Below are 20,340 nucleotides of genomic sequence, written 5' to 3' on the forward strand. Positions count from 1 at the left end.
GTGGGGCCTGTGGCTGTGGGCGGGGGCCCCCACTGGCGGACGCCTCTCCACCTGCCCCGGGCGGGCGGCGACCCCCAGCAGGGGTCCCGCCCGTCGTCGTATCCGCGTGCTGGGGGAGGTTCAGACGTCGAGGCTGCGGAGGACCAGGCCCGATGCGGGCTTGGGGCCGAAGGATGTCGACTTGCGGGGCATCGTGACCCCTTGGCGGGCCAGGTCGCGGACGACATCTTCGCGGACCGGGTGCATCAGGATCGCCGTGCCGCCGTCGCGCTCCGCCTTCTCCACGGTCGCTTCGGTGTCGTGGATGTAGGCGATGTACTCAGGGGCGTCGGGGATCTGCCAGATGTGGTCGAGGAGCGTGGAGTGCAGGACCGTCGCGTCGAGGGTGCGCCAGGCCTCGGGGCGGTCGGCGCGGATCGTACGCGCGAGGAGGTCGGGGGAGGGGCGGTCGACGAGGTGGTAGCGGCCGTCGCCAGCGAGGAGGAAGGCGTTGCCTTCGGTGGCGGCATCGGCCAAGGCGTCGAGCGCGCGGGGCAGGGCACCCTCGACGGTGCGGACGCGGAAGGTGTCCGTGAGGGCCGCCAGGGCGTCCGGGACCGGGAGTTGGTGCAGGTAGCGGTGGATGGCGCGGACCCGCAGGGGGTAGCGCGCGGTGTCCACCAGGAGGACAAGGCCGTAGTCCCACGGGCTGGGGGACGGGTGCTCTGAGCGCAGTCGCAGGTTGGTCGCCCAGCGGTGGTGTCCGTCCGCGATCAGGGCCTGGTGGCGGGCGAGATCTGTCTGGATCTCGGCGAGCTCGGCGGGGTCCGTGACCGCCCACAGGCGATGGCTGAAGCCGTCCTCCGTGGTCGTCGACAAGAGAGGCTTGTTCAGTACGGTGCGCTCGATGAGCGCCGGCGCGCCCGTGGCGTTGCCGTCGGAGCGGTAGGTCAGCAGCAGCGGTTCGAGGTTGGCGCTCGTCGCGCGCATCAGGGCCGCGCGGTCCTCGACGACATGGGACATGACGCCCTCGTGGGGCAGGACGATGCCGTCCGCCGCCTCCGAGAGGCGCAGGGCGCCGATGACGCCGCGCTGCAGGATGTCGCCGTCGCGCTGCTCGTAGACGTAGAGGCTGGGCACCGGGTCGGGCGCGAGGATGCCCTCGGCGAGCCAGGACCGCAGGGTGTCCGCGGCCTGGTCGTTGCGGGCGGCGGGCGTGGTGGCCTGCGGGAGGATCAGCCGGACGATGTTGTGCGGGTCGGCGGACTCCAGGTGGAGCAGGCCGTCGGGCCGTACGACCACGTCGTACGGAGGAGACGTCACGGCGGCCAGGCTGCCGACCCGTTCAGGGACGTACCGCACGCCTCGGAACGGGATCAGGTCGAGGCCGTGGTCGTCCGTGTCACCCGCTGTGTTCATTGCAGCATCGTATGTGTGTCAGTGGCATAAGCGATGATCGGGGGAGTGGGATCGACCGAGGAGCGATGTGTAATGAGCCAGACCGTCAGGACGCGGCCCGACGGCAGCCGGAATGTGCTGAGCGAGGCGTATGACACGGCGCTGCTCGACCTGGACGGGGTGGTGTACGCGGGAGGGCAGGCGATCGTGCACGCCGTCGAGTCGCTGGCTGCGGCGCGGGCGGGCGGGATGCATCTCGCGTACGTGACGAACAACGCGCTGCGCACGCCGGACGCGGTTGCCGGGCATCTGACGGAGCTGGGCATTCCGACCGGGGCGTCGGATGTGATCACGTCGGCGCAGGCGGCCGCGCGGCTCGTGAGCGAGCAGGTCCCGGCGGGGGCGCGGGTGTTGGTGATCGGCGGGGAAGGGCTGCGGGTCGCGCTGCGGGAGCGGGGGCTCGAGCCGGTGGAGTCGGCCGACGATGAGCCGGTGGCGGTCGTGCAAGGGTACGGGGGGCCGGACCTGGCGTGGGGGCGGTTCGCCGAGGCCTGTTACGCGATCGCGCGCGGGGTGCCGTGGTTCGCGTCCAATACGGACCTGACGATTCCGAGTGCGCGGGGCATCGCGCCCGGCAATGGAGCGGCGGTCGAGGTGGTCCGCATCGCGACGGGCGCCGAGCCGCAGGTGGCGGGCAAGCCGCTGCCTCCGATGCATCGCGAGACGATTCTGCGGACCGGGGCCGAGCGGCCGTTGGTCGTGGGGGACCGGCTCGACACGGACATCGAAGGAGCGTTCAACGGCGGGGTGGACTCGCTGCTGGTCCTGACCGGAGTGACGGACGGCGCCCGGTTGCTCGCGGCCCCGCCCGAGCACCGGCCGACGTATGTGGACGCGGATCTGCGCGGCATCCTGACCGGGCAGCCCGAAGTGACCTCGGCGGAGGGCGCGTTCGGCTGCGGCGGGTGGACCGCTTCGGCGCGGGGGTCCGAGCTGGTGCTTGACGGCGAGGGTGACGTGCTTGATGGGCTGCGGGCGCTGTGTGGCGCGGCGTGGACGGATGCGGGGGATGGGGTGTGCGCGCTGGACGGCGGGAAGGCGTTGTCGCGGTTGGGGGTGTAGCGGGTCTGGAGTTAGTTGGAGGCCGGGGGCGGGGTGGATGTGGAGCCTGGCGTTTGGCTGGGCTGGTGGGCTGAGGGGGCCGTGCCTCTGCCCGGGCGGAGGCGGGACCTGGCGTTTGGCTGGCCCGGTGGGTCGAAGGACCGTGCTCTCTGCCCGGGTGGATGCGGGCGCCGGTGCTCGGTTCCCCGTGGACCGAAGGCCCCCCCGCCCCCGCCCCCGCACGCAATGGACCGAAGGCCCTGCCTCTGCCGGCAAGGGCAGAGGCAGGTGCAGGGCCCTCGGCGGACGATGAGGGTCAGGCCGTCTCGTTGCGGTCTATGAGTTCGTCGGTGGTCGTGCCTCTGCGCCAGTAGCCCGAGAACGACACGCGCTTGCGGTCGAAGCCGCGGTCGGTGACCAGGTGGCGGCGGGTGGCCTTGACCGTTGCGGACTCGCCCGTGATCCAGGCGTACGGGGTGCCCGATGGGAGCTCCGCGGTGCGGATCGCCGACGGTGTGGCGCCGGTCTCCGTGAGCCAGGTGATTTCCGCGTCGGCCTTGGTGGACAGGTCCTGCCGGTCCGCCGGGTCGTGGACCTCGATCCAGACGCGCGTCGGAGTGCCGGGCGGGAGTGTTTCGAGGATGCTCGCCACCGCCGGGAGCGCCGACTCGTCGGCGGTCAGCAGGACCCAGTCGGTGTCCTGCGGCAGCCTGAAGTCGTAGGCGCCGTTCTCCTCCTCGATCGGGGCGAGTACGCCGATCCGGGAGCCGGGGACCGCCTTCCGTGCCCAGCTGGTGGCCGGTCCGTCCGAAGGCGAGGGAGCCGGGCCGTGCACCGCGAAGTCGACGATCAGCTCATCGGGGTCGCGGCGCAGTTCACGCGTGGTGTACGTGCGCATGATGCCGCGTACGTCGGGGTCGAGGGCGAGCCAGTCGGCGTACCAGTTGGCCGCGTCGCCCTCGGTCGTGTCCGGCATGACCGGGGCGTCCTGCCCCGGATGCGGCAGGAACACCTTGATGCGCTGGTCGCGGCCGGCCGAGGCCATCCGTGCCAGGCCGTCGCCGCCGAGTGCCACGCGGATCATGGCGGGCGTGACGTACTCGGTCCGCAGCACGTGCATGTCGAAGAAGTGGTACGGGGAGTCGGTCATCAGGTGAGCCTCTTCGACTTCTCGATGGCGGCGGCGAGTCGTTCGAGCACGGGGGCGAAGCCCGCGTAGCTGTAGCGCTCCTCCATCGACCAGGGCGTGGTCTGGCCGGCCTTGACGGCGGGGAGCAGCTCCCAGGTGGGCTTCTTCGCGAGCTCCTTGGGCGGCAGGGCGCTCGAGCGGTTGTCCATCATGATGAGATCGGCGTGGTACTTGTCGGCGTTCTCCCAGCTGAGGAACTCCCAGAAGCCCCATTCATCGCTCTTCTTGCCCTCGACGAACTCGACGTCGAGGTCCTTGAAGTAGTTGAGGTCGCAGTAGGAGTCGGGCACGGCGACGTAGAACTGGTCGGCGTCGCCGGTCATCGCGAGGACCTTCAGGCCGGGCTTGGCCTTCGCCGCCTTGCGCAGTCGGCTTTCGGCCTTGTCGAAGCGGGCCTTGGCGGCCCGTACCTTCTCCGTCTGGAGGTCGGCGCCGAGCGACTCGGCGAGCTCGGTGTAGCGCTTCAGAGGTTCGAGCAGGGAGGTGCGGGCGCCCTTGATGCCGACGGTGGGCGCGAGCGCCTCGATCTTCTTGGTGCTGTCCGCGGGCACGAACCAGAGCGCGGGCGGCGGGAACATGTTGCTGATCAGGACGTCGGGCTTGAGGCCCGCGTACTTCTCGATGTTGAACTGGTTGAAGGACTCGCCGAGGCTCGTCAGTTTGTCGACATCGAGATCGCCCGCCTGGGGGTTGGGCTTGCCGTCCACCGGCTTGGACGGGCCGAAGATGCCGGTGCACTCGACGCCGTAGTCGTACAGCGCGGCGGCCGTGCTGACGTAGGCGACGATGTTCTTCGGGGTGTGGTTCACCTTGGCGGTTCTGCCGCGGTCGTCCTTGAAGCTCCAGGCCTTGGAGCCGGAGTCTTTCTCGGGCTTCTTCTCGCTCCCGCAGGCCGTGAGCAGGGCGCTGACGCCGATGGCGCCGCCGGCGGTGAGCAGGCCGCGGCGAGAGAGGGTGCGGTGGGTGTTCATCAGACGGCCTTCTTCGACTTGTCGACGGCTGCCGCGAGCTGCTCGATGAGCGGTGCGTAGCCGGCGTGACTGAACTGGGCCTCGTTGGACCACGTGATGACCTGGTCCGCCTTGACGGCGGGGAGTTTGGCCCAGGTCGGTTTGGACTTCTTGAGCTCGGCGGGCTTGAGGTTGCCCGTCCGCTTGTCGACGAGGATCAGATCGGCTTTGTACGTGTCGGCGTTCTCCCAGGCAAGCTCCTGGAAGAAGCCGCCCTTGGCCGTCTTGTCCGGGGTGACGAACTCGATGCCCAGGTCGGCGTAGTGGCGCAGATCGGTGAAGTCGGCGGGGTTGCCCACGTAGAGCAGGTCGGGCTGCGCCGAGATCGCCAAGACCTTGATGCCGCCGCGCGCCTTCGCCGCCTTCGCGGACTTGCGCAGGGTCTCCGACGCCGCCTCGAAACGCTTCTTGGCGGCGGTGACCTTCTCCGCCTCGAGGTCGGCGCCCAGTGATTCGGCGAGTGCGGCGAAGCGGCCGATCGCCTTCGTCAGCGAGGTCTTGCCGGTGAGGATGCCGACGGTCGGGGCGAGCGAGGTGATCTTCTTGGCGGATTCCTCGGGGACGTACCAGAGAGTCGGCGTCACGTTCATGGTGCTCACGAGCAGCTCCGGCCGGAGCTTGGCGTACTTCTCGATGCTGAACTCGCCCCAGGCGTTGCCGAGGATCGTCACCTTGTCGACATCGATGTCGGCGGCCTGCACATCGGGTTCGCCGTTCCTCAGCTTCGTCGGACCGAAGACGCCGGTGCACTCGATGCCGAAGTCGCGCAGCGCGGCGGCCGCGCCGATGTAGGCGACGATGCGGCGCGGGGTCTTGCCGGCCTTCGCGGTCGTGCCGCGGTCGTCCTTGAAGCTCCAGCCGTCGCCCGATGCTTTCGCGCCATCGTCCGAGCCGCCGCCGCATGCCGAAAGAAGTCCGCCGAGGCCTAGGGCTCCGACCCCGCCGAGCACACCACGGCGGGTCGGAGCGGGAGGTATCGGGCGGCGGGCATGCATGGCTGACGCTTCTCCCGTCGAAGTCGAGTGCGAGGGTAGGCTAACCTAACCTGGTGTTGGTCGACAGTCCCCCCGAAGCCGGCGCGGAGACCGCTCCCGCGCCACCCAACCGCCGCGCGATACGCAGCGCCGGGCTCCTCGTCTCGGTCGGTGTGCTCGCGCTCGTCGCCGTGGCGAGCATCGCGGTCGGTGCCAAGTCGATGCCCCTGGACCATGTCTGGCACGGTCTCTTCCAGGACACCGGGACGTACGACGATGTCGTCGTCGCGGAGCGGCTGTCGCGCACGCTGCTCGGACTGCTCGTCGGTGTGGCCCTCGGCCTCTCCGGCGCCGTCCTGCAGGCGCTCACCCGCAATCCGCTGGCCGATCCCGGACTGCTCGGCATCAACCTCGGCGCATCGGCCGCCGTCGTCACCGCCATCAGCTTCTTCGGCGTCACATCGCTGAGCGGCTATGTGTGGTTCGCGTTCTTCGGCGCGGCCGCGGTCGGCGCCCTCGTCTACGCGCTCGGCGGCACCCGCAACGCGACGCCGGTGCGCCTCGCGCTCGCCGGAACCGCGCTCAGCGCCGCCCTCTACGGCTATCTGCAGGCCGTGATGATCATGGACAACGCGGCGCTCAACAAGATGCGCTTCTGGACGGTCGGCTCCCTGGCGTCGGCCAAGAACGAGACCATCCTGCAGGTCCTCGCCTTCTTCGTGATCGGCAGCGTGCTCGCGCTCGGCCTCGCCCGGCCGCTGAACGCCATGGCCATGGGCGACGACACCGCCCGCGCGCTCGGCGCCCATCTCAACCGCACCCGCGCCCTGTCCATGGCCGCCGCGACCCTGCTGTGCGGGGCGGCGACCGCGGCAGTCGGGCCCATCATGTTCGTCGGCCTGATGGTGCCGCACGTCGTGCGCTCCTTCACCGGGCCCGACATGCGCTGGATCCTGCCGTACGCGGCGGTCCTCTCCCCGGTCCTGCTGCTCGGCGCCGACGTCGTCGGACGCATCGTCGCGCGCCCCGCCGAGCTGCAGGTCGGCATCATCACCGCGTTGATCGGCGCCCCGGTCTTCATCATTCTCGTACGACGGCGGAGGCTGGCTCAGCTGTGAAGGCGATACGCACCCGGGGCGGGCTCAGCTTCCGTCTCGACGTCCGCACGGCCGTGGTCGTCGCCCTGCTCATCGTGGCCGCGCTCGCCGCGAGCGTCGTCCTGATCGGCACCGGCGACTTCGACATCCCCACCGCCGACGTCATCCGCACCCTGCTCGGCAACGGCGACGCCGGGCAGGAGTTCATCATCAACGACCTGCGGCTGCCCCGCGTCCTGGTCGGACTCCTCGTGGGGGCCGCGCTCGGACTCGGCGGCGCCATCTTCCAGTCCATCTCGCGCAATCCGCTGGGCAGTCCGGACATCCTCGGCCTCGGGCAGGGGTCCACCGCCGGGGCGCTCATCATGATCGTCCTCTTCCAGGGCAGCGCGGTGCAGGTCGCGGGCGGTGCGCTCGTCGGCGGTCTGGTGACGGGCACGGCGATCTACCTCCTTGCCTGGAAGCGGGGCGTGCACGGCTTCCGGTTCGTCCTGGTCGGCATCGGCGTCTCCGCCTTCGTCACCGCCGTCAACGGCTATCTGCTCACCAAGGCCGACATCGTCGACGCCGCGCGCGCCGTCGTCTGGATGACCGGCTCCCTCAACGGCCGGGACTGGGAGCAGGTCTGGCCGCTGCTCGTGCTGTGCGCGATCCTGGTGCCGCTCGTCATGACGTACGCGCGACCGCTGCGGATGCTGGAGATGGGCGACGACGTCGGATACGCGCTCGGCGTGCCCGTCGAGCGCACCCGCCTCGTGCTGATGGGCTCGGCCGTGCTGCTCACCGCGGCGGCGACCGCCGCCGCGGGACCCGTCAGCTTTGTGGCGCTCACCGCGCCGCAGCTGGCCAGGCGGCTCACCCGCTCGCCGGGACCGAACCTCATCCCGTCCCTGTGCATGGGCGCGACCCTGCTGATCGTCGCGGACTGGGCCTCGCAGCGGGCGTTCGGCGCCGATCAGCTGCCCGTGGGTGTGGTCACCGGTGTGCTCGGCGGCGTCTATCTGCTCTGGCTGCTCGTCATCGAGCGCAAGGCGGGGCGGATATGAGCGGCGGGGCGCAGATCAACAGCGGGGCGCAGATCAACAGCGGGGCGCAGATCAACAGTGGGGCGCGCGCATGAACACCGGGAAGACCACCAACTCTGAAAGCACCGACAGGCAGGAGCGTGCCGCAGTGAACCGGCTCATCGCGGACGACGTGACCCTTGGCTACGACCAGCGCGTCATCGCCGAGAAGTTGTCCGTCGAGATACCCGACAACTCCTTCACGGTGATCGTCGGCCCGAACGCCTGCGGCAAGTCCACCCTGCTGCGCGCCCTGTCGCGGATGCTCAAGCCGTCGGCCGGCCGCGTCCTGCTCGACGGGAACGTCATCCAGTCGATGCCCGCGAAGAAGGTGGCGCGCACCCTGGGCCTGCTGCCGCAGTCGTCGATCGCGCCCGACGGGATCACGGTGGGCGACCTGGTGGCCCGCGGCCGCTATCCGCACCAGGGCCTGCTTCGGCAGTGGTCGGCGGACGACGAGCGGATCGTGGGCGAGTCGATGGCCTCGACCGGCGTCGCCGAACTGGCCGATCGCTATGTCGACGAACTGTCCGGCGGGCAGCGCCAGCGCGTCTGGATCGCCATGGCGCTCGCCCAGCAGACCCCGCTGCTGCTGCTCGACGAGCCGACGACGTACCTCGACATCCAGCACCAGATCGACGTACTCGACCTGTGCGCCGAACTCCACGAGGAGCAGGGGCGCACCCTCGTCGCCGTCCTGCACGACCTCAACCACGCGGCCCGGTACGCCACTCACCTCATCGCCCTGCGCGACGGCGAGGTCGTCGCCGAGGGCGCGCCGTCCGACATCGTCACGGCGGAGCTTGTGCGGGACACCTTCGGGATGGACTGCCAGATCATCGACGACCCGGAGTCGGGGACGCCGCTGGTGGTGCCGGCCGCGCGGCGAGGCCGCAAGAAGCCCGTGAAGACGGCGGGCGTCGGGGCTGAAGCCGGGGCTGAGGTCGGGGCTGAAGTCGGGGCTGAGGTCGGGGCTAAAGCAACGTCCTGAGGCGGAGCAGATCGCGCAGGCCTGCCTCCAGCTTGACCCGGCCGGAGGCCCAGGCCTTCGCGAAGTTCAGCTCGCCGTTCACCATCGCCACCAGATCGTCGCCGGACATGGCGAGCCGGATCTCGGCCTTCTCCCTGGGCGCGCCGGGGTAGGTGTCGAGCACCGTGATCCGGCCGTTCTCGAGACGGCCCGTGAACGAGACGTCGAGGTCGGTGATGCGGCAGCTCAGCGAGCGGTTGAGCGCTGCCGCACTGCGCACGCCGCCTTCCGCGCCCGCCAGGTTGTCCGAGAGTTTGTCCAGTGCCGCGCGGCACTCTTCGATCGTCGCCATCGTGATCGACGGTACCCCAGCGCTTCGCGGTAGCGTCGTGGCATGAACGACTCGTTGCCGGGCCCCGGGCCCGAGGCCGAGCCTCAGCTGGTGGAGGCGGAGGAGGCGTACGACCCCGCGGGCCCCGCGCCGCTCGGCGTGGAGCGCGCGCCGACCGGCGACGCCGAGGTGGACGCCCTGCTCCAGCGCCTCGGCGATGCCGACCACCTCGCCACGGACGGCCACATCGAGGTGTACGAGGATGTGCACCGGGGACTGCGTGACGCGCTGACCGCGCTCGACGCACGCCCCGGGCCGCCGGCGCCCTCGCCTTCGTCCCCGCACACACCGCCGTACACACCCTCGTACAACAGGAGCTGAACAGAACGTGGCAGGAGTGGCACGCCGCCGCCTCGACGCCGAACTGGTCCGTCGCAAGCTGGCGCGCTCGCGCGAGCACGCAAGCCAGCTGATCGCCGCAGGGCGGGTGACCGTCGACAAGAACACCGCGACGAAGCCCGCGACGCAGGTGGAGACCGCCGCAGCCATCGTGGTCGCGGCCGACGAGAGCGACCCCGACTACGTCTCGCGCGGCGGCCACAAGCTGGCGGGCGCGCTCGCCGCGTTCGGGCCGCAGGGGCTTGTCGTCGAGGGGCGGCGCGCGCTGGACGCGGGCGCTTCCACCGGCGGCTTCACCGATGTGCTGCTGCGCGCCGGTGCCTCCGGTGTCGTCGCCGTGGACGTCGGGTACGGACAGCTCGCCTGGTCGCTGCAGAGCGACGACCGGGTCACTGTCAAGGACCGTACGAACGTACGTGAGTTGACGCTGGACCTCATCGACGGCGTCCCCGTCGACCTGGTCGTCGGCGACCTCTCCTTCATCCCGCTCGGGCTCGTGCTGCCCGCGCTCGTGCGGTGCGCCGCCCCCGACGCCGACCTGGTCCTCATGGTCAAGCCGCAGTTCGAGGTCGGCAAGGAGCGCCTTGGCAGCGGCGGTGTGGTGCGCAGCACGGAGCTGCGGGCCGACGCGGTGCGGACGGTGGCGCGGCAGGCGTGGGGGCTCGGGCTCGGCGTACGTGGCGTGACTGCGAGCCCGCTGCCCGGCCCTTCCGGAAATGTCGAGTACTTTCTGTGGCTGCGTGCCGGGGCGCCCGAACTGGACCCGGCGGACGTTGACCGTGCCGTGGCGGAGGGGCCCCGTTGACTCAGACCCGAGTGACCCAGACCCGAGCTCGTACTGTTTTCCTGCTCGCGCACACCGGGCGGCCCGCGGCCATCCGCAGTGCCGAACTCGTCGTCCAGGGACTGCTGCGCAGCGGCCTGGGCGTACGGGTCCTTGAGGCGGAGGCGGCCGATCTGCCGCTGCCGCCCGATGTCGAGACGGTCAAGGAGGCCACGGCCGAGTGCATCGACGACTGTGAGCTGATCGTCGTGCTCGGCGGTGACGGAACGCTGCTGCGCGGCGCCGAGTTCGCGCGCGCCTCCGGGGTGCCGATGCTCGGCGTGAACCTGGGCCGGGTCGGCTTTCTCGCCGAGGCCGAGCGCGACGACCTCGACAAGGTGGTCGACCGGGTCGTCACCAAGGCGTACGAGGTCGAGGAGCGGATGACCATCGACGTCGTCGTGCACAGCAACGGCGATGTCGTGCACCGCGACTGGGCGCTCAACGAGGCCGCCGTGCAGAAGATGTCGGCCGAGCGGATGCTCGAGGTCGTGCTCGAGATCGACGGCCGTCCGGTCACCGGCTTCGGCTGCGACGGCATTGTGTGTGCCACCCCGACGGGGTCCACCGCGTACGCGTTCTCGGCGGGCGGGCCCGTGGTGTGGCCGGAGGTGGAGGCGCTCCTCATGGTGCCGATCAGCGCGCACGCCCTGTTCGCCAAGCCGCTGGTGACCTCGCCGGACTCGGTGCTCGCCGTCGAGGTCCAGCAGCACACGCCGCACGGGGTGCTGTGGTGCGACGGGCGGCGGACCGTGGAACTGCCCGCGGGGGCGCGGGTCGAGGTGCGCAGGGGAGGGGTGCCGGTGCGGCTTGCGCGGTTGCACCACGCGTCGTTCACGGACCGGCTTGTGGCGAAGTTTGCGCTGCCGGTTTCGGGGTGGCGCGGGGCTCCTCACTAGCGCTCCGACGGGGGTGCGGTTCGTTTGGCTGCGGGTCGGTGGGGGCTGGTCGCGCAGGTCCCCGCGCCCCTTACGGGGCGCGGCCCCGAACGGGGTCGGCCCTTCTGCGGTTACGCCGAGCCGATCACGGATATAGCGCGCCTCCGCATCACCGCACGCACCGGAAGGCCCGTCGCCAGCAGCGTCAGGAGCAGGGTGCCCGCCGCTATCCCCGTAGGCACGCCCCACGGAAGGTAGGGCATCGCCGAGCCGAACGCCGTGCTGAGGATCGGCGCCAGCGTGCCCAGCGCGACGGCGGTGCCCAGCAGCAGCGCGGTGCCCGCCACGACCGCGGCCTCCCAGGCCGCCATGGCGCGCACCTGGGCTCGCTGGCTGCCGACCACCCGCAGCAGTGCGACGTCGCGGCGGCGCTCGAAGGAGATCATGGCGAGGGTGTTCGCCGCGGCGATCGCGGCGAAGCCCGCGTACAGACCCGTGCCCACATAGTCGAGCCAGACCTCGCCCGTGCTGCCCGCCGAGCCCGTGTGGTGCCGGGCCGTGGTGTGCATGCCGATCTTGGTGAGGCCGAAGCCCACGACCAGGACGAGCGGCACCACCGCGGCGGAGAAACGGCGGGGCTGCGAGCGGACGTTGAGCATGGCGAGGCGCGCGCTGGGGCCGAACCGGCCGACCAGCGCCGAGACCAGCCAGGCCGCGGGCCCGATGATGCGCGGGCCGAGCAGTCCGGCGCCGACGCAGAAGAGGATCAGGACGAGGAACGCGCCCTCGCCCGCCTCGTCCGCCGGCTGCCGGGACAGGAGCACCGCGACGACACACGCCCCCGCGACCGCTGTCACGCCGAGCGGCGCCCGCAGCACGCCGAGACCGCGCCGCCCGGTCGCCGCCTCGCTCAGGGCGCGGGCCGGGCGCAGCAGCGAGAACCGCAGGGCCGAAAGGAGCGCGGCGAGCGTCGTCGTCACCACGGCCACGCCGAGGCACACCGGCAGGGCGACCCAGCTGAAGCGGAAGGCAGCCTCCGCGGGGAGCAGCCCGTGCTCGACCATGCCCGCGTGCCACCAGCGGGCGACGAAGCCGCCCAGGACGAAGCCGGCGAGGGCCGCGGGGATCGACGCGGCGAGGGCCTGAGCGGCCACCGCGCGGCGGACCTGCCGGGGTCTGGCACCGATGGAGCGCACCATGGCCAGCTCGCGGTGCTGTTGCGCCACGGCCGTGCCCATCGTCGACGCGACCACGAATATCGACATGTAGATCGAACCGATGAGGAGTACGACGGCCATGTCGCCGACGCCGTTCTCGGCGATCTGAGCGCGGGCCCGCGCGGAGAGCCCCTCCGTGCCGGTGGTGCCGAGCATCATCGTCGATGCGCTCACCACGGTCGCCGCGAAGAGCGCGGCCACCGCCGTGCCCACGAAGGCCGGGCGGTGCGCGCGCAGCGCCGCCAGTGCGAGTCCCGTTCTCATACAGATCATGGTGGGGTGCTGGGGCCACCGGGCACCCTGAGGCAAGCAGGAAGATCACGGTGGGGTAATCCCCACCCCTAAATCCCCACCCCTAAATCCCCACCCCCTGCGGGTGACAGCGTCCGTTCGGTCCGCCTTTGCCACCTGCGCCTTCGCGGAAGGTGGCCAGGGGCCGTCGCACACCCGGGCTCTGACCTCGTAAGGTCGTGTCCGTGTTGGAGGAGATGCGGATACGGTCGCTCGGAGTCATCGACGACGCGGTCGTCGAGCTGTCACCGGGTTTCACCGCCGTGACCGGTGAGACCGGTGCGGGCAAGACGATGGTGGTCACGAGCCTCGGCCTGCTGCTCGGCGGGCGCGCGGATCCCGCCTTGGTGCGGATCGGCGCCAAGGCGGCGATCGTCGAGGGCCGGATCACCGTGCCCGACGGCGCATCGGCGGCCGTGCGCGCGGAGGAGGCGGGGGCCGAACTCGACGAGGGCGCGCTGCTGATCAGCCGTACGGTCTCGGCGGAGGGGCGCTCACGGGCGCACCTCGGCGGCCGTTCGGTGCCGGTGGGTCTGCTGTCCGAACTGGCGGACGACCTCGTCGCGGTGCACGGTCAGACGGATCAGCAGGGGCTGCTCAAGCCGGCCCGGCAGCGCGGCGCGCTCGACCGGTACGCGGGCGACGCGGTCACCGTGCCGCTGGCCAAGTACACGGCGGCGTACCGCAGGCTGCGAGCCGTCACGACCGAGGTCGACGAGATCACCACGCGCGCGCGGGAACGCGCCCAGGAGGCGGATCTGCTGCGCTTCGGCCTCGACGAGGTCGCGGGCGTCGAGCCGCGGGCGGGCGAGGACGTCGAACTGGCCGCGGAGGCCGAGCGGCTCGGCCACGCCGAGGCGCTCGCGTCCGCGGCCACGGCCGCCCACGCCGCGCTCGCGGGCAACCCCGAGGACCCGGAAGGCGTCGACGCCACGACGCTGGTGGCGGGCGCGCACCGGGCCCTGGAGGCGGTGCGTTCCCACGACGCCGCCCTCGCCGCGCTCGCCGAGCGGATCGGCGAGATCGGGATTCTGCTGGGCGACGTGGCGGGCGAACTTGCCGGTTACGCCGATGACCTCGACGCCGATCCGCTGCGGCTCGCGGCGGTGGAGGAGCGGCGTGCCGCGCTGACCCAGCTGACCCGGAAGTACGGCGCCGACATCGACGCCGTCCTTGCCTGGGCCGAGGCGGGGGCCGCGCGGCTCACCGAACTCGAGGGTGACGACGACCGTCTGGAGGAGCTGACCGCCGAGCGGGACGCGCTCCGGGGCGAACTGGCGGGACTCGCGCAGGCGTTGACCGACGCCCGTCAGGAGGCGGCTTCGCGGTTCGCGGCGGCCGTCACTGAAGAGCTCGCCTCCCTCGCGATGCCGCACGCGCGCGTGACGATCGACATCACCGCCACGGAGGTGCCCGAGGGCGCGGACGGTGTGCCGGTCGACGGACGTCTCGTCGCGTACGGCCCGACGGGCGTCGACGAGGTGGAACTCCTCCTGGCCCCGCATCCGGGCGCTCCGCCACGGCCGATCGCCAAGGGAGCGTCCGGCGGTGAGCTGTCACGCGTGATGCTGGCCGTCGAGGTCGTCTTCGCGGGCACGGATCCCGTTCCCACGTACCTCTTCGACGAGGTCGACGCGGGCGTCGGCGGCAAGGCCGCGGTCGAGATCGGGCGGCGCCTCGCCAGGCTCGCCAAGTCGGCGCAGGTCGTGGTCGTCACGCATCTGCCGCAGGTGGCGGCGTTCGCCGATCGGCAGCTGCTGGTCGAGAAGACCAACGACGGGAGCGTCACCCGCTCCGGGGTCCTGGTCCTGGAGGGCGAGGACCGGGTGCGGGAGCTGTCCCGGATGCTGGCGGGGCAGGAGGACTCGGAGACCGCGCGGGCCCATGCGGAGGAGTTGCTGGCCACGGCTCGGGGGGACGGGTAAGGGGGGTGCCCCCGTACCCTGACCCGCATGATCGACCGCAAGCCCGCCCGACGCATCACCGCCCTCCTCACCGCCGCCGCCGTCACCCGCGCCGCCACCGCCGCGCTGCGTTCCCGCGCTCCCGGCGGCCCCGACCACTGGCAGCGGAAGAACTACGCGGGGCGGGCAGTGGAGTTGTACGCCGGGCCCGCTGCCGCCCTGGGGGCCGCGGCCGGGGGTGTCGCCCTGGCGGGCAGGCCCCGCGCCGCCACCGCACTGGCCGTGCTCGCCGCGGGTGCCTGCGGGGTGTACGACGACATGGCGGGGGCGGGTGATCCGCGCCGAGGGTTCCGCGCGCACCTGTCGGCATTGCGCGGCGGTGAAGTCACCAGCGGGGCCGTGAAGTTGTTCGGGATCTCCGCGGCCGGTCTCGCCGCGGGCGCGCTGCTCAAGGAGCGGCCGGTGGACAAGCTGCTCGCGGGGGTCGTCATCGCGGGCACCGCCCATTTCGTCAACCTCGTGGACGTACGCCCCGGACGCGCCGCCGGAGCGGTGCTCGCCCTGGGGGCGCCGGGACTGCTGCGCAAGGGCACCGCCGGGGTTCTCGCCGCTGCCACCATGGGGGCCGCCGCGGCCGTGCTCCCGGAGGACCTGGGGGAGCGCGCCATGATCGGTGACGCCGGAGCGCACGCCCTGGGTGCGGCCCTGGGCACCGCCATCGTCGCGGGCAACGGCCGCGCGGGCCTGGTGGCGCACGCGGCGGGCCTCGTCGCCGCGGCGGCGTACGGAGAGAAGGCCGGCGCGGCCGCCGGGGCCTAGGTCCTGTCTTCGAACTCCCGCCTGCCCCGCGGCACGCCGCCCCCCCCACGACACTCCCGCCTGCCCCGCGGCACGCCGCCCCCCCAACGACAACCGGGCCACGCCGAGCCGCCCGAAAGCCTTCCGTCCATCGAGGCCCCGCTGCGAAGATGCCTGGGGCCGCAGGGCATCCGCGGCGCTGAAACCCCTTCGTCCTCACCCATGCGAGTGATCCGCTTCAGGGAGTTGCCTGCCTCCGTGCGGAAGTGACCTTTCGGCGGTGCCGGAACGTCCGTACGGACTGGCATCCTTGGCGCAGCCCCCCGACGCCGACTCAGGAGCCCCGGCTACGTGAGCCACGTGAGCAGCCACTCACCGCACGGCCAGACGCCGCTGCACACCGTGCAAGTGCTGGGCGGCGGAAGCGCGGGCAGCAGCGCCCACGTCAGGTCGCTCGCCGCGGGCCTCGCCGCGCGGGGCGTGCGGGTCACGGTGTGCGCCCCTTCCGATGCGGCCACCGCGTACGACCTGACGGGCACCGGCGCCCGGCACGTCCACGTGCCCCGCCGCAGCGACCCGGCATCCGTCGCCTCCCTCCGTGTGGCCTGCACCGACGCCGACCTCGTGCACGCGCACGGGCTGCACGCCGCTCTGCGCGCCGCGCTCGCGCTCACCGGCCGCCGTATCCCGCTCGTCGTCACCTGGCACACCCGCGCGCATGCGGAAGGCGCGCGCGCCCATGTCCTTCGCGCCCTGGAGCGTCGCGTCGCCAAGGCCGCGGCCGTGGTCCTCGGCACCTCGTCCGACCTCGTCGACCGCGCCCGCCGCAGGGGCGCGCGGGATGCCCGGCTCGCCCCCGTCACGCTCCCCACGCCGCGCGCGGCCGCCCGTGACGACGAGGAGCCGGACGGTCTGCGCCACAAGGCGCGTGCCGAACTCGGTGCCGTGGACCGGCCGTTGATCGTGGCGGTCGGCACGCTGGAACGCCACCGCGGCTTCGACGTGCTGCTCGACGCCTCGCGCGCGTGGCGCCACCTCGACCCGCTGCCGCTGCTCGTCATCGCCGGTGAAGGGCCCGAGCGGGCTGAGCTGAAGCGCCGTATCGAGGGCGAGGGTCTTCCGGCGCGGCTCGTGGGGCGGCGTGACGACGTGCCCGAGCTGCTCGCCGCCGCCGATCTCGTGGTGCTGCCCAGCAGCTGGGAGTCCCGCTCCGTGCTGGCCCAGGAAGCCCTGCACGCGCGCGTGCCGCTGGTCGCGACCGCGGTGGGCGGCGTGCCCGAACTCGTCGGTGACGCCGCCGAACTCGTGCCCTACGGCGACGCGGCGGCCCTCGCCACGGCCGTCGCGCGCCTCCTCGCGGACCCCGAGCACCGGGAGCGGCTCAAGGACAAGGGCACCGCCCAGGCGGCGACCTGGCCGACCGAGGACGAGACGGTCACCCAAGTCCTCAGCGTCTACGACGAGTTGACGCAGCCGCGGGCCATGTAGCGGTGCGATGCCGCGGGCGGCTGAGCCACAGTCCGGCGCGCGGACCCCTACGGCACATGCCGCCGCGCCCGCAGCGCCAGGCTCAGCGCGAGCACCGTCTGCGGGTCGTCCAGGTCCGTCCCCAGGAGCTCGCTGATCCTGGCGAGGCGGTTGTACAGCGTCTGCCGGTTCAGGTGCAGTTCGCGCGCCGTCTCCGCCTTGCGCCCGGCATGCGCCAGGTACGTCTGCAGGGTGGGCAGCAGCGGCGGCTTCGAGCGCCGGTCGTGGGTGCGCAGGGGGCCGATCGCGCGGTCCACGAAGGCTGCCAGGGCCGAGTCGTCGTAGTTGTGCAGGCGCCACAGGAGGAGGTCGATGTCCAGGCGGCGCGCGTCGTACCAGGGGCGGTCGATGAGGCCCTGGGCCGCCGTCGCCGTCTCCGCCGCGTGCCGCAGGCCCGCCGACGCCGCCGCCCAGCCGCCCGCGACCCCGACCACCACGACCGGCGGCTGGGCCCCGGCCCGCTGCATCCCCGCACGCTCGACGCCGGCCCGCAGCGCCGCCGCGACCCGGTCGGCCACCGGGGTGCGCTCGGACTCCGTACGGAGCCCCAGGAGCAGCGGCACGCGGCCCTCGACCGGGCGCACGCCGAGCAGCACCGGAACGCCCACCGCCGCCAGCTCCTCCGCGACCGCGCGCGCGAGGACGGCCCAGCCGCCGCCCGGCGGCAGCCCGTCCGCGAGCCGCATCACGACCGGGAGCAGCGGGCTCTCGCCGGGCTTGAAGCCGAGCACCCGCGCCTGGGCGGGCGCGTCGTCGGCCGTGATGCGCCCCTCCGCGAGATCGGTCAGGAAGTCGCCGCGGCCGCGTGCCGCGAGCTCCTCCTCCTGCCTCGCCTGCATCAGGACCACCGCGAGGGAGCCCGCCGCCCGCTCCGCCGCGATCCGGTGCACCGGCAGCAGCACGGACTCCACGGCGAGCAGTACGAGCCGGGCGCGCACCGAGCCGGTGCCGGGTCCGCCGCCCGGCACGTCGACGAGCACTGCGCCCGCGGGCGGTCCGTCCCGGTCGACGGTGCGGCCCCGCAGGCCCTCCCACACCTGGAGCGGATCGGCACACTCCGTGCCCGCCCCGGCGGCGTACAGGAGCTGCCCGTCCGCCGTCTCCAGGAACACCGGATTGCCGCTGAAGTCCGCGAGGACGCCGAGGACCTGCGGCACACCGCCGCCGCCGAGCAGCGCTTCCGTGCAGCGCCGGTGGACCTCCTCGGCCCGCTGGAGCAGTGCGTAGTGGCCGTTGACGATCTCCGTGTGCACCTCTTCGGTGACGGTCACGAAGGGCACCTCGCGGTGCAGCTGCACCAGGGGGAGGCCCGCCGCGCGCGCCGTCTCCACGATCGCCGCGGGCAGCCGGGTGAAGCGCGGGCCCAGCTCGACGACGAGCGCCGCGATGCCCCGCTCGGCGAGCTTGCGTACGAAGGCGCGCTGCTCGGCGGGGCGTGCGCCGAGGCCGAGGCCGGTCGTCAGGAGCAGCTCGCCGCCCTTGAGCAGTGAGGCGATGTTCGGCACCTCGCCGGCGTGCACCCAGCGCACGGTGCGCTGCAGCCGTTCCGCTCCCGCGACCACTTCCGGCAGTCCGCCGCGCAGCCCCGGAAGCTCCAGGGCCCGCTGCACGGTGATTCCGCCCTGAGTGCCCTGCGTGCCCTGACTTTCCATGGGGCGGACGCTACCTGCGCACACGTTCCGGGAACATCTCCGGCCGGTTACGGCAATGGCCGAAAGTGCCCCGGGCCCGACAACTCGTCGCCCCCGCACGCCAATTGCACGACCCCCTGTCGCTTGTGGCGTACGTCACTCCACGGCAAGGTGCCCGCCATGCCAGAGCAGATGCCAGAGCAATCCAGCACACCCGAGGTCCACCGCCTCAAGGCGAACTCCGTCGGTCTCGTCGGCGTCGTCTTCATGGCCGTCGCCACCGCGGCGCCCATCACGGCCATGACCGGAAACCTGCCCATCGCCGTCGGCGCGGGCAACGGCACCGGCGCGCCCGCGGGCTATCTCTTCGCGACCCTCGTCCTGACGGTGTTCTCCGTCGGATACGTCGCCATGGCCAAGCGGATCACCGCGGCCGGCGCCTTCTACGGCTATATCTCGCACGGCCTGGGCCGGATCGCGGGCATGGCGTCCGGGATGCTCGCCGTCCTCGCGTACGTCGTCTTCGAGGCGTCGATCGTCGGCGTCTTCGCCTACTTCGCCAAGACCACCGTCCATGATCAGCTCGGCGCCGATCTGCCGTGGATCCTGTACGCGGCCGCGATGCTCGCCGTCACCGCCGTCCTGTCGTACTTCGACATCAACCTCACCGCGAAGGCGCTCGGCGTGATGCTGATCGCCGAGATCGCGGTCCTCTTCGCCGTCGCCACCGCCGTACTGATCCACGGCGGCGGCCCCGACGGCATCCCCGTCGAGCCGATCAACCCGAAGAACGCCTTCACCGGCACATCCGCGGGCCTCGGCCTCTTCTTCGCCTTCTGGTCCTGGGTCGGCTTCGAGTCCACCGCCATGTACGGAGAGGAGTCCCGCAACCCCAAGAAGGTCATCCCGCGCGCCACGCTCATCTCGGTCGTCGGCGTCGGGCTCTTCTACATCTACGTCTCCTGGATGACCATCGCGGGCAACGGCCTGAGCGGTTCGGTGAAGGTCTCGCAGTCCACGAGCCCGCTCGACCTGTTCTTCGACCCGGCGCACTCCTTCATCGGGGCCTGGGCCGTCGACACCTTCCAATGGCTCCTGATCACCGGCTCGTTCGCCTGCGGCATGGCCTTCCACCAGTGCGCTTCGCGCTATCTGTACGCGGTCGGGCGCGAGGGGTTCCTGCACCGCGGCCTCGGCCGTACGCACCCCACGCACGGCTCCCCGTACATCGCCTCCTACGTCCAGTCGGCGATCGCCGTCGCCCTGGTCGCCGCCTTCTGGCTCACCGGCCAGGACCCGTACATCCACCTGTACACCCTGCTCGCGATCCTCGGCACGATGGCGATCCTCATCGTGCAGACCCTCTGCTCGTTCGCCGTCATCGGCTACTTCCGCAAGAACCACCCGGAGGACCGGCACTGGTTCAGGACCTTCCTGGCCCCGCTGCTCGGCGGCATCGGCATGATCGCCGTGGTCGTCCTGCTTGTGATCAACATGGACACCGCGGCGGGCTCGGCCGCCGACTCCCTCTTCTTCAAGGCCATCCCCTGGATCGTCGGCCTCGTCTTCTTCGGGGGCCTGGGGCTCGGCCTGTATCTGCGGGCGAAGCAGCCCGCCCGCTACGAGATCATCGGCCGGATCGTCCTGGAGGACGCGGCCGAACGCACCGAAGACACCGAGTCCACGACGTCCGCCACCGTCTGAGGAGATCCCCGTGTCGCGTACGAACCCGATGCACGCCTTGAAACGCCTTGCCGCC

General features: G+C 72.0%; 18 protein-coding genes. 11 read left to right on the plus strand and 7 right to left on the minus strand.

What is annotated here, in order from left to right:
- Window positions 1–120: 120 nt before the first annotated feature.
- Window positions 121–1,398, minus strand: a complete 1,278-nt coding sequence (locus tag ACFWY6_RS10965) for a DUF1015 domain-containing protein (protein ID WP_384687883.1) — start codon at window positions 1,396–1,398, stop codon at window positions 121–123.
- 72 nt (window positions 1,399–1,470) lie between these two features.
- On the opposite strand from ACFWY6_RS10965, the gene ACFWY6_RS10970 reads away from it, so the two are divergent.
- Window positions 1,471–2,499 carry an HAD hydrolase-like protein gene (locus ACFWY6_RS10970; protein ID WP_384687884.1) on the plus strand — a complete coding sequence of 343 codons (1,029 nt, stop codon included), beginning with the start codon at window positions 1,471–1,473 and terminating at the stop codon, window positions 2,497–2,499.
- A gap of 295 nt (window positions 2,500–2,794) precedes the next feature.
- Here ACFWY6_RS10970 and ACFWY6_RS10975 read toward each other — a convergent pair whose 3' ends face one another.
- The 3 genes from ACFWY6_RS10975 to ACFWY6_RS10985 are packed head-to-tail and all read right to left on the minus strand — an operon-like array spanning window position 2,795 to window position 5,672.
- Window positions 2,795–3,628 carry a siderophore-interacting protein gene (locus ACFWY6_RS10975; RefSeq protein ID WP_384687885.1) on the minus strand — a complete coding sequence of 278 codons (834 nt, stop codon included), beginning with the start codon at window positions 3,626–3,628 and terminating at the stop codon, window positions 2,795–2,797.
- Window positions 3,628–4,638 (minus strand): ABC transporter substrate-binding protein, encoded by a 1,011-nt coding sequence (locus tag ACFWY6_RS10980; protein WP_384687886.1) that lies wholly within the window; start codon window positions 4,636–4,638, stop codon window positions 3,628–3,630. The genes ACFWY6_RS10975 and ACFWY6_RS10980 overlap by 1 nt, the downstream gene beginning before the upstream one ends.
- The gene (locus tag ACFWY6_RS10985; RefSeq protein WP_384687887.1) at window positions 4,638–5,672 is read right to left on the minus strand and encodes an ABC transporter substrate-binding protein; all 1,035 of its coding nucleotides are present in this window, start codon (window positions 5,670–5,672) and stop codon (window positions 4,638–4,640) included. The genes ACFWY6_RS10980 and ACFWY6_RS10985 overlap by 1 nt, the downstream gene beginning before the upstream one ends.
- A gap of 53 nt (window positions 5,673–5,725) precedes the next feature.
- Between ACFWY6_RS10985 and ACFWY6_RS10990 the strand changes: the two genes are divergently transcribed.
- The 3 genes from ACFWY6_RS10990 to ACFWY6_RS11000 all read left to right on the plus strand — a co-directional run bounded on the left by ACFWY6_RS10990 (window position 5,726) and on the right by ACFWY6_RS11000 (window position 8,803).
- Window positions 5,726–6,769, plus strand: a complete 1,044-nt coding sequence (locus ACFWY6_RS10990) for a FecCD family ABC transporter permease (RefSeq protein WP_384687888.1) — start codon at window positions 5,726–5,728, stop codon at window positions 6,767–6,769.
- On the plus strand, window positions 6,766–7,794 hold the full coding sequence (locus ACFWY6_RS10995) for a FecCD family ABC transporter permease (RefSeq protein ID WP_384687889.1): 1,029 nt from the start codon (window positions 6,766–6,768) through the stop codon (window positions 7,792–7,794). The genes ACFWY6_RS10990 and ACFWY6_RS10995 overlap by 4 nt, the downstream gene beginning before the upstream one ends.
- A 70-nt stretch (window positions 7,795–7,864) precedes the next feature.
- Entirely contained in the window at window positions 7,865–8,803 is a 939-nt protein-coding gene (locus tag ACFWY6_RS11000; RefSeq protein WP_384687890.1) for an ABC transporter ATP-binding protein, read from the plus strand.
- On the opposite strand, the gene ACFWY6_RS11005 is transcribed toward ACFWY6_RS11000, so the two are convergent.
- On the minus strand, window positions 8,787–9,134 hold the full coding sequence (locus ACFWY6_RS11005) for an SCP2 sterol-binding domain-containing protein (protein WP_384687891.1): 348 nt from the start codon (window positions 9,132–9,134) through the stop codon (window positions 8,787–8,789). The two genes, ACFWY6_RS11000 and ACFWY6_RS11005, sit on opposite strands and share 17 nt — an antisense overlap.
- A 42-nt stretch (window positions 9,135–9,176) precedes the next feature.
- Here ACFWY6_RS11005 and ACFWY6_RS11010 point away from each other — a divergent pair, with 42 nt between their 5' ends.
- The 3 genes from ACFWY6_RS11010 to ACFWY6_RS11020 are packed head-to-tail and all read left to right on the plus strand — an operon-like array spanning window position 9,177 to window position 11,234.
- Window positions 9,177–9,494 (plus strand): hypothetical protein, encoded by a 318-nt coding sequence (locus ACFWY6_RS11010; protein WP_384687892.1) that lies wholly within the window; start codon window positions 9,177–9,179, stop codon window positions 9,492–9,494.
- 7 nt (window positions 9,495–9,501) lie between these two features.
- The gene (locus tag ACFWY6_RS11015; RefSeq protein ID WP_384687893.1) at window positions 9,502–10,317 is read left to right on the plus strand and encodes a TlyA family RNA methyltransferase; all 816 of its coding nucleotides are present in this window, start codon (window positions 9,502–9,504) and stop codon (window positions 10,315–10,317) included.
- An 11-nt stretch (window positions 10,318–10,328) separates the two neighbouring features.
- Window positions 10,329–11,234, plus strand: coding sequence for an NAD kinase (locus ACFWY6_RS11020; protein WP_361816508.1), 906 nt, complete (start codon window positions 10,329–10,331; stop codon window positions 11,232–11,234).
- Between the two features lie 110 nt (window positions 11,235–11,344).
- On the opposite strand, the gene ACFWY6_RS11025 is transcribed toward ACFWY6_RS11020, so the two are convergent.
- Window positions 11,345–12,694: an FtsX-like permease family protein gene (locus ACFWY6_RS11025; RefSeq protein WP_384687894.1), complete on the minus strand. Its 1,350-nt coding sequence runs from the start codon at window positions 12,692–12,694 to the stop codon at window positions 11,345–11,347.
- 224 nt (window positions 12,695–12,918) lie between these two features.
- Here ACFWY6_RS11025 and recN point away from each other — a divergent pair, with 224 nt between their 5' ends.
- The 3 genes from recN to ACFWY6_RS11040 all read left to right on the plus strand — a co-directional run bounded on the left by recN (window position 12,919) and on the right by ACFWY6_RS11040 (window position 16,911).
- Window positions 12,919–14,646 carry a DNA repair protein RecN gene (gene recN / locus ACFWY6_RS11030; RefSeq protein WP_384687915.1) on the plus strand — a complete coding sequence of 576 codons (1,728 nt, stop codon included), beginning with the start codon at window positions 12,919–12,921 and terminating at the stop codon, window positions 14,644–14,646.
- Between the two features lie 27 nt (window positions 14,647–14,673).
- A complete protein-coding gene (locus tag ACFWY6_RS11035; protein WP_384687895.1) occupies window positions 14,674–15,444 on the plus strand; it encodes a hypothetical protein in 771 nt (256 codons plus the stop codon).
- 330 nt (window positions 15,445–15,774) lie between these two features.
- Complete coding sequence (locus tag ACFWY6_RS11040) at window positions 15,775–16,911, plus strand: glycosyltransferase family 4 protein (protein ID WP_384687896.1); 1,137 nt, start codon at window positions 15,775–15,777, stop codon at window positions 16,909–16,911.
- Between the two features lie 47 nt (window positions 16,912–16,958).
- Here the strand turns inward: ACFWY6_RS11040 and ACFWY6_RS11045 are convergent, their stop codons facing one another.
- Window positions 16,959–18,602: a PucR family transcriptional regulator gene (locus tag ACFWY6_RS11045; RefSeq protein ID WP_384687897.1), complete on the minus strand. Its 1,644-nt coding sequence runs from the start codon at window positions 18,600–18,602 to the stop codon at window positions 16,959–16,961.
- Between the two features lie 159 nt (window positions 18,603–18,761).
- On the opposite strand from ACFWY6_RS11045, the gene ACFWY6_RS11050 reads away from it, so the two are divergent.
- Complete coding sequence (locus tag ACFWY6_RS11050) at window positions 18,762–20,285, plus strand: APC family permease (RefSeq protein ID WP_384687898.1); 1,524 nt, start codon at window positions 18,762–18,764, stop codon at window positions 20,283–20,285.
- The last annotated feature ends 55 nt before the right edge of the window (window positions 20,286–20,340 follow it).

The sequence above is a fragment of the Streptomyces sp. NPDC059037 genome (assembly GCF_042740015.1).
In the GTDB taxonomy this organism is placed as follows: Bacteria; Actinomycetota; Actinomycetes; order Streptomycetales; family Streptomycetaceae; genus Streptomyces.